At 45.8% G+C, this 8,189-nt stretch carries 7 protein-coding genes and 1 pseudogene; all 8 read left to right on the top strand.

What is annotated here, in order from left to right; genetic code table 11:
- Positions 1 to 115, top strand: a pseudogene (locus tag NL644_RS22910) (elongation factor Tu); the annotation flags it as partial.
- Positions 116 to 381: 266 nt separating this feature from the next.
- The gene (gene secE, locus NL644_RS22905; protein WP_005397258.1) at positions 382 to 762 is read left to right on the top strand and encodes a preprotein translocase subunit SecE; all 381 of its coding nucleotides are present in this window, start codon (positions 382 to 384) and stop codon (positions 760 to 762) included.
- A 13-nt stretch (positions 763 to 775) separates the two neighbouring features.
- The gene (gene nusG, locus NL644_RS22900) at positions 776 to 1,324 is read left to right on the top strand and encodes a transcription termination/antitermination protein NusG (RefSeq protein WP_005384681.1); all 549 of its coding nucleotides are present in this window, start codon (positions 776 to 778) and stop codon (positions 1,322 to 1,324) included.
- A gap of 164 nt (positions 1,325 to 1,488) precedes the next feature.
- Complete coding sequence (gene rplK, locus NL644_RS22895; RefSeq protein WP_005384682.1) at positions 1,489 to 1,917, top strand: 50S ribosomal protein L11; 429 nt, start codon at positions 1,489 to 1,491, stop codon at positions 1,915 to 1,917.
- Positions 1,918 to 1,921: 4 nt separating this feature from the next.
- Positions 1,922 to 2,623, top strand: a complete 702-nt coding sequence (gene rplA, locus NL644_RS22890; RefSeq protein ID WP_005384683.1) for a 50S ribosomal protein L1 — start codon at positions 1,922 to 1,924, stop codon at positions 2,621 to 2,623.
- 293 nt (positions 2,624 to 2,916) lie between these two features.
- On the top strand, positions 2,917 to 3,411 hold the full coding sequence (gene rplJ / locus NL644_RS22885; RefSeq protein WP_005397270.1) for a 50S ribosomal protein L10: 495 nt from the start codon (positions 2,917 to 2,919) through the stop codon (positions 3,409 to 3,411).
- 57 nt (positions 3,412 to 3,468) lie between these two features.
- A complete protein-coding gene (rplL, locus tag NL644_RS22880) occupies positions 3,469 to 3,837 on the top strand; it encodes a 50S ribosomal protein L7/L12 (protein WP_005397273.1) in 369 nt (122 codons plus the stop codon).
- 252 nt (positions 3,838 to 4,089) lie between these two features.
- On the top strand, positions 4,090 to 8,118 hold the full coding sequence (gene rpoB, locus NL644_RS22875) for a DNA-directed RNA polymerase subunit beta (RefSeq protein ID WP_005397275.1): 4,029 nt from the start codon (positions 4,090 to 4,092) through the stop codon (positions 8,116 to 8,118).
- Positions 8,119 to 8,189: the final 71 nt, after the last annotated feature.

Below are 8,189 nucleotides of genomic sequence, written 5' to 3'. Positions count from 1 at the left end.
ACAGATGACTGTTGAGCTAATCGCACCAATCGCAATGGACGAAGGTCTACGTTTCGCGATCCGTGAAGGTGGCCGTACAGTAGGTGCTGGTGTTGTTGCTAAGATCTTCGACTAATTCATAGCGAATTAGCGATGCTTTCGGAAAATCTTGAATTAGATTTGACGAACCAGTAGCAAAAAGGGCATCATTTGATGCCCTTTTTCTGCACTCAACATTATTTTTGCTGTTTTCTTGTTCAGAAGTGGGTTGGGCGCAGAGCAAGATTAAGCAAAGATGCTTAATCTTAAGAAGAGTACGCTGATTTTTTCAGCGATATGGAGTTTGCCCTGCAACAGCGGGGTTGTTGTCGTCTATATTAAGACTTGTAACAGGTTGGTTTTATGAAAGCAAATAATGCTGAAACTCCTGATAGCTCAAACGCAGCAGATACGTTTAAGTGGTTAGCCGCTTTCGTATTGGCAGCTGCCGCTGTTGTGGGTAATTACCTGTATGGTGAAATGTCTGTAGTGGTTCGTGCTGCAGGCGTTGTTGTTCTTATTGCAGCTGCCTTAGGCGTTGCAGCAACAACGACTAAAGGTAAAGCAGCGATCAGTTTTGCAAAAGAATCGCGTATGGAAGTACGTAAAGTTGTTTGGCCTACTCGCCAAGAAACCATGCAAACAACACTGATCGTTTTAGCTGTAAGTATTGTAATGGCTCTAGTGCTATGGGGTATTGACGGAATTATGGTTCGTCTAGTAGCTCTAGCAACTGGGGTATAGAGGGTTTTTATTCATGAGTGAAGCTCCAAAAAAACGCTGGTATGTGGTTCAAGCCTTCTCTGGATTTGAAGGTCGTGTAGCTCAATCTCTGCGCGAGCATATCAAAATGCACGGCATGGAAGAGCTATTCGGTGAAGTACTGGTTCCTACTGAAGAAGTAGTAGAAATGCGCGCGGGTCAGCGTCGCAAATCTGAGCGTAAGTTCTTCCCAGGTTACGTCCTTGTTCAGATGATTATGAACGATGAATCATGGCACCTAGTACGCAGTGTGCCGCGTGTCATGGGCTTCATTGGTGGTACCTCAGACCGTCCGGCACCTATCACGGATAAAGAGGCTGACGCGATTCTTAATCGTCTTGAGAAAGCGAGTGAAGCGCCTCGTCCACGTACAATGTACGAAGCGGGTGAAGTGGTACGTGTTAACGAAGGTCCATTTGCTGACTTCAACGGTACTGTTGAAGAAGTGGATTACGAGAAGAGCCGCCTGAAAGTGTCTGTCTCGATCTTTGGTCGTGCGACACCAGTTGAGCTTGAATTTGGTCAGGTTGAAAAGCTGGACTAAGACTCTTCGTTAAAGAGTATAAAAAATCACCTTTTTAGGGTTGTATAAGGCGCGGATTATGACTATAATTTCGCGCCTTTTTACTTCAAGTGAAGTAAAAAGTTTCTTACACAAACGGGGAGCTGATCCGCGATTAGCGTTTGTACCCAAACTTAGGAATTATCATGGCTAAGAAAGTTGAAGCTTACATCAAGCTACAAGTTGCTGCTGGTATGGCTAACCCTAGTCCACCAGTAGGTCCTGCACTAGGTCAACACGGTGTGAACATCATGGAATTCTGTAAAGCGTTCAACGCAAAAACAGAATCTATTGAGAAAGGTCTACCAACTCCAGTAGTTATCACAGTATACAGCGACCGTTCTTTCACGTTCGTAACTAAGACTCCACCTGCTGCAGTTCTTCTTAAGAAAGCTGCTGGCGTTAAGTCTGGTTCAGGTCGTCCAAACACTGAAAAAGTTGGTACTGTAACTGACGCTCAAATCCAAGAAATCGCAGAAACTAAAGCTGCTGATATGACTGGTGCTGACATCGAAGCGATGAAGCGTTCTATCGCTGGTACTGCTCGTTCAATGGGCCTAGTGGTAGAGGGTTAATAAGATGGCAAAACTAACTAAGCGCATGCGCGTAATCCGCGAAAAAGTTGACGTAACTAAAGAATACGAAATCAACGAAGCTGTTGCTCTTCTTCAAGAACTAGCGACTGCGAAATTCGTTGAGTCTGTAGACGTTGCTGTTAACCTAGGCATTGATGCTCGTAAATCTGACCAGAACGTACGTGGTGCAACTGTACTACCTCACGGTACTGGCCGCGAAATCCGCGTTGCAGTGTTCACTCAAGGTGCTAACGCTGAAGCAGCTAAAGAAGCTGGCGCAGACATCGTAGGTATGGAAGATCTTGCTGAGCAAGTTAAGAAAGGCGAAATGAACTTTGACGTAGTTGTTGCTTCTCCAGATGCAATGCGCGTTGTAGGTCAACTAGGTACTATCCTAGGTCCTCGCGGTCTTATGCCAAACCCTAAAGTTGGTACTGTAACTCCTAACGTTGCTGAAGCAGTTAAAAACGCTAAAGCTGGTCAGGTTCGTTACCGTAACGACAAAAACGGCATCATCCACACTACTATCGGTAAAGCAAACTTCTCTGCTGAGCAGATCAAAGAGAACCTAGAAGCACTTCTAGTTGCTCTGAAGAAAGCTAAGCCATCTTCAGCGAAAGGTACTTTCCTGAAGAAAGTAAGCATCTCTACTACTATGGGTGCTGGTGTTGCTGTTGATCAGGCTAGCCTGAACACTCAAGCATAATTTATTTGCTTAGGCGCAAAATTAGTGTATAATTTTGCGCCTAATATTTGTGGTTGGGGCTGAACTTTGGTTCTTTGAACTGTCTCCTAGTTCGAAATGAATTAAGACCCAGTCTCCGTCCAAGACCGTAGGTGTTTGTGTAAAAGCAAACTTAATTATCCTACGTAGATGGTGCCCGAACTGACAGAAAGCTCTATGTAATATAGTTAACTTTCTTCTGGGGAAGCACCTCAATAGCTCTCACTGTCGTGATGATAGTGAGTGGTGTAACGACAACCAGGAGTAAATCCAAGATGGCTTTAAACCTTCAAGACAAAAAAGCAATTGTTGCTGAAGTCAACGAAGCTGCCAGTGGTGCACTTTCTGCAGTTGTAGCTGATTCTCGTGGCGTTCAAGTTGGCGCGATGACTTCTCTACGTAAACAAGCTCGTGAAGCTGGCGTTTACATGAGAGTTGTTCGTAACACTCTTGCTCGTCGTGCGGTTGAAGGTACTGAGTACGAGTGTCTAACTGACACTTTCACTGGTCCTACACTAATCGCATTCTCTAATGAGCACCCAGGTGCTGCAGCGCGTCTTTTCAAAGACTTCGCTAAAGAGAACAAAGATTTCGAGATCAAAGCTGCTGCTTATGAAGGCGCTTTAACTGACGCTGAAGTACTAGCAACACTACCAACTTACGACGAAGCAATTGCACGCCTAATGATGTGCATGAAAGAAGCTTCGGCTGGCAAGCTGGCGCGTACTATCGCAGCTATCCGCGATCAAAAACAAGAAGCAGCGGCATAAGCCTTGCTTTTTACTGGTTGCTTAATAAACTTATTGTTGACTTAAAAGAGAATTGTTATGTCTATTACTAACGAGCAAATCCTAGACGCAGTTGCAGAAATGTCTGTAATGCAAGTTGTTGAACTAATCGAAGCAATGGAAGAGAAATTCGGTGTTTCTGCTGCTGCTGCTGTTGTAGCTGGCGGCGCTGCTGGCGGCGAAGCTGCTGCTGAGCAAACTGAATTCGACGTAATCCTAGAAGCTGCTGGCGGTAACAAAGTTGCTGTAATCAAAGCAGTACGTGGCGCAACTGGCCTAGGTCTTAAAGAAGCTAAAGCTCTTGTAGACGGCGCTCCAGCACCTCTTAAAGAAGGTGTTGAGAAAGCAGAAGCTGAAGCTCTTAAAGCTCAGCTAGAAGAAGCTGGTGCAACTGTTGCTGTTAAGTAATTATTGCATAGTTTCTTAGCCTAACGGCTAATTGGCTGGTGGTTTTTTAACCACCGGCCTTTTTGCGCTGTAGGGTATAGGCGAATTTTCCCGCTGTTTAAGCGCCTGATATCCATGCAAAAAACATTTCATTCTTACGAAATGAAATGTCACTACAGTAAACAGCTATATTAGTCACTGTCCCTTACCCCCCTTAAGTAACTAGGAGCGGGCGGACAGTTTGGGTCACTTATCAGCGAGCTGAGGAACCCCATGGTTTACTCTTATACCGAGAAAAAGCGCATCCGTAAGGACTTTGGTACTCGTCCACAAGTTTTGGACATTCCATACCTGCTATCGATCCAGCTCGATTCGTTCGACAAATTCATCGAACAGGATCCTGAAGGTCAATACGGTCTTGAAGCCGCTTTCCGTTCTGTATTCCCGATTCAGAGCTACAACGGCAATTCTGAGCTGCAATACGTTAGCTACCGTCTTGGTGAGCCAGTTTTTGACGTTAAAGAATGTCAAATCCGCGGTGTAACTTACTCAAAGCCACTACGTGTAAAACTACGCCTAGTTATCTTTGATAAAGACGCGCCAGCAGGTACTGTAAAAGACATTAAAGAACAAGAAGTCTACATGGGTGAAATTCCACTCATGACAGACAATGGTACCTTCGTAATTAACGGTACCGAGAGGGTTATCGTATCCCAGCTGCACCGAAGCCCAGGCGTGTTCTTCGACAGCGATAAGGGTAAGACCCACTCTTCAGGTAAAGTTTTATACAACGCACGTGTTATTCCTTACCGTGGTTCATGGCTTGATTTCGAGTTTGATCCTAAGGATAACTTGTACGTTCGTATCGACCGCCGTCGTAAGCTACCAGCATCGATCATTCTTCGTGCACTAGGTAAGTCGACAGAAGAAATCCTAGATCTCTTCTTCGAGAAAGTGAACTTCGAAGTGAAAGACCAAACTCTATTGATGGAGTTGGTTCCAGATCGTCTACGTGGTGAAACTGCGTCATTCGACATCGAAGCGAATGGTAAAGTTTACGTTGAGCAAGGTCGTCGCGTAACAGCTCGTCATATCCGCCAACTAGAAAAAGATGGTGTTGATCACATCGAAGTACCAGTTGAGTACATCGTAGGTAAAGTTGCATCAAAAGATTACATCAATGAAGCAACTGGCGAGATCATTGTTAACGCTAACCAGGAAATCAGCCTGGAAGCACTAGCGAACCTATCTCAGGCTGGCCACAAAGCGCTAGAAGTTCTATTTACGAACGATCTAGACCACGGTCCATTCATGTCAGAAACACTACGTATCGACAGCACGGTTGATCGTATTTCTGCATTGGTAGAAATCTACCGCATGATGCGCCCTGGTGAGCCGCCAACAAAAGAAGCTGCAGAAGCTCTATTCGAAAGCCTATTCTTCTCTGAAGAGCGTTACGATCTATCGACTGTTGGTCGTATGAAGTTCAACAGCTCTATCGGCCGTGAAGATGCTCAAGAGCAAGGCACACTAGATGAAACTGATATCATCGAAGTGATGAAGAAGCTGATCGCGATCCGTAACGGTAAGGGCGAAGTGGACGATATCGACCACCTAGGCAACCGTCGTATCCGTTCTGTAGGCGAAATGGCTGAGAACCAGTTCCGTGTAGGTCTAGTACGTGTTGAGCGTGCAGTTAAAGAGCGTCTAAGCCTAGGCGATCTTGACGCAATCATGCCTCAAGACTTGATCAACGCGAAGCCAATTTCTGCGGCAGTTAAAGAATTCTTTGGCTCTTCACAGCTTTCACAGTTCATGGACCAAAACAACCCGCTATCAGAAGTAACGCACAAGCGTCGTATTTCTGCATTGGGTCCTGGCGGTCTAACTCGTGAACGTGCTGGCTTCGAAGTACGTGACGTACACGTAACGCACTACGGTCGTCTATGTCCTATCGAAACGCCTGAAGGTCCAAACATCGGTCTGATCAACTCTCTATCTGCGTTTGCGCGTTGTAACGAGTACGGTTTCCTAGAGACACCATACCGTCGCGTTGTAGATGGCGTAGTAACAGACGAAGTAGATTACCTGTCTGCAATCGAAGAAGGCCAATTCGTTATCGCTCAGGCGAACGCTAAGCTAAACGAAGATGGTACTTTTGCAGATGAGCTGATCACAGCTCGTCAGAAAGGTGAATCTGGTCTACACCCTCGTGAGCACGCTCAGTACATGGACGTTGCGACAAACCAGGTTGTATCTATCGCTGCATCGCTTATCCCGTTCCTAGAACACGATGATGCGAACCGTGCATTGATGGGTGCGAACATGCAACGTCAGGCAGTTCCAACACTGAAAGCTGACAAACCGCTTGTTGGTACTGGTATTGAACGTAACGTAGCCGTTGACTCAGGTGTAACTGCAGTTGCTAAACGTGGTGGTGTAATCCAGTCAGTAGATGCTTCTCGTATCGTTGTTAAAGTTAACGAAGAAGAGCTAGTACCAGGTGAAGCTGGTATCGACATCTACAACCTGACTAAATACACACGTTCTAACCAGAACACATGTATTAACCAGCGCCCATGTGTGATGCCAGGTGAGCCTGTATCACGCGGTGATGTGCTTGCTGATGGTCCTTCAACAGACCTTGGTGAACTTGCGCTTGGTCAAAACATGCGTATCGCGTTCATGCCTTGGAACGGTTACAACTTCGAAGACTCGATCTTAGTATCTGAGCGCGTAGTTCAAGAAGACCGCTTCACGACAATCCACATTCAAGAACTTACTTGTGTGGCGCGTGATACTAAGCTTGGTTCTGAAGAGATCACAGCTGATATTCCAAACGTAGGTGAATCTGCTCTGTCTAAACTAGACGAGTCAGGTATCGTTTACATCGGTGCTGAAGTTAAGGGTGGCGACATCCTAGTTGGTAAAGTAACACCTAAAGGTGAAACTCAGCTAACGCCTGAAGAGAAGCTACTACGTGCTATCTTCGGTGAAAAAGCATCTGATGTTAAAGATACTTCACTACGTGTACCTAACTCTGTATCAGGTACGATCATCGACGTTCAAGTCTTCACTCGCGATGGCGTAGAGAAAGACAAGCGTGCGCTTGAAATCGAACAGATGCAGCTTAAAGAAGCGAAGAAAGACCTAACTGAAGAATTCCAGATTCTTGAGGGTGGCCTTCTAAACCGTGTTAAAGCTGTATTGATTGAAGGCGGTTACTCTGAAGCGAAACTAGACACGACTGATCGTAAGAAGTGGCTAGAGCTAACGCTAGAAGATGACGCACTACAAACTCAGCTTGAGCAACTTGCTGAGCAGTGGGACGAGCTAAAAGCTGACTTCGATAAGAAGTTCGAAACTAAACGTCGTAAGATCACTCAAGGTGATGATTTAGCACCCGGCGTACTGAAGATCGTTAAGGTTTACCTAGCGGTTAAACGTCGCATTCAGCCTGGTGATAAGATGGCGGGTCGTCACGGTAACAAGGGTGTAATCTCTAAGATCAACCCTGTTGAAGACATGCCATACGATGAAAAAGGTCAGCCTGTAGACATCGTACTTAACCCACTGGGTGTACCTTCGCGTATGAACATCGGTCAGATCCTAGAAGTACACTTAGGTCTGGCAGCGAAAGGTATCGGTGACAAGATCAACCAGATGGTTAAAGAGCAGCAAGAACTAGCGAAATTCCGTGAGTTCCTACAAAAAGTTTACGACCTAGGCGACACTCGCCAGAAAGTAGACATTGCTTCTCTATCTGATGATGAAGTACGTACTCTGATCAAGAACTTGCGTGGCGGTCTACCAATCGCGACTCCTGTATTTGATGGTGCTCCAGAAGAGTCAATCAAAGCACTTCTTGAGCTAGCAGATCTACCAACATCAGGTCAGCTAACGCTATTTGATGGTCGCACAGGTGATGCGTTTGAGCGTCCTGTAACTGTTGGTTACATGTACATGCTGAAACTGAACCACCTTGTTGATGACAAGATGCACGCTCGTTCAACTGGTTCGTACAGCCTAGTAACTCAGCAGCCACTAGGTGGTAAAGCTCAGTTCGGTGGTCAGCGTTTCGGTGAGATGGAAGTATGGGCACTAGAAGCATACGGTGCTGCTTACACGCTACAAGAAATGCTAACGGTTAAGTCGGATGACGTTAACGGCCGTACTAAGATGTACAAGAACATCGTAGACGGTAACCACAGCATGGAACCTGGCATGCCAGAATCGTTCAACGTACTGTTGAAAGAGATCCGCTCGCTAGGTATCAACATCGAGCTAGAAGACGAAGAGTAATCCTTTCTCTCTTGATGAAAGTCGAGAGAATCAAAGCGATTATTTGGAAGAAGGTGCTCACTTTAGCGAGT

The sequence above is a fragment of the Vibrio sp. Y10_XG_PY6 genome (genome assembly GCF_024181795.1).
Taxonomy (GTDB): domain Bacteria; phylum Pseudomonadota; class Gammaproteobacteria; order Enterobacterales; family Vibrionaceae; genus Vibrio; species Vibrio diabolicus.
Note: the sequence above shows the minus strand (reverse complement) of the source record. Positions and strands in the feature narration are given on the sequence as shown.

Coding starts and splice junctions, on each gene's coding strand:
- secE (WP_005397258.1), top strand. CDS start 382: ATGAAAGCAAATAATGCTGAAACTCCTGATAGCTCAAACGCAGCAGAT.
- nusG (WP_005384681.1), top strand. CDS start 776: ATGAGTGAAGCTCCAAAAAAACGCTGGTATGTGGTTCAAGCCTTCTCT.
- rplK (WP_005384682.1), top strand. CDS start 1,489: ATGGCTAAGAAAGTTGAAGCTTACATCAAGCTACAAGTTGCTGCTGGT.
- rplA (WP_005384683.1), top strand. CDS start 1,922: ATGGCAAAACTAACTAAGCGCATGCGCGTAATCCGCGAAAAAGTTGAC.
- rplJ (WP_005397270.1), top strand. CDS start 2,917: ATGGCTTTAAACCTTCAAGACAAAAAAGCAATTGTTGCTGAAGTCAAC.
- rplL (WP_005397273.1), top strand. CDS start 3,469: ATGTCTATTACTAACGAGCAAATCCTAGACGCAGTTGCAGAAATGTCT.
- rpoB (WP_005397275.1), top strand. CDS start 4,090: ATGGTTTACTCTTATACCGAGAAAAAGCGCATCCGTAAGGACTTTGGT.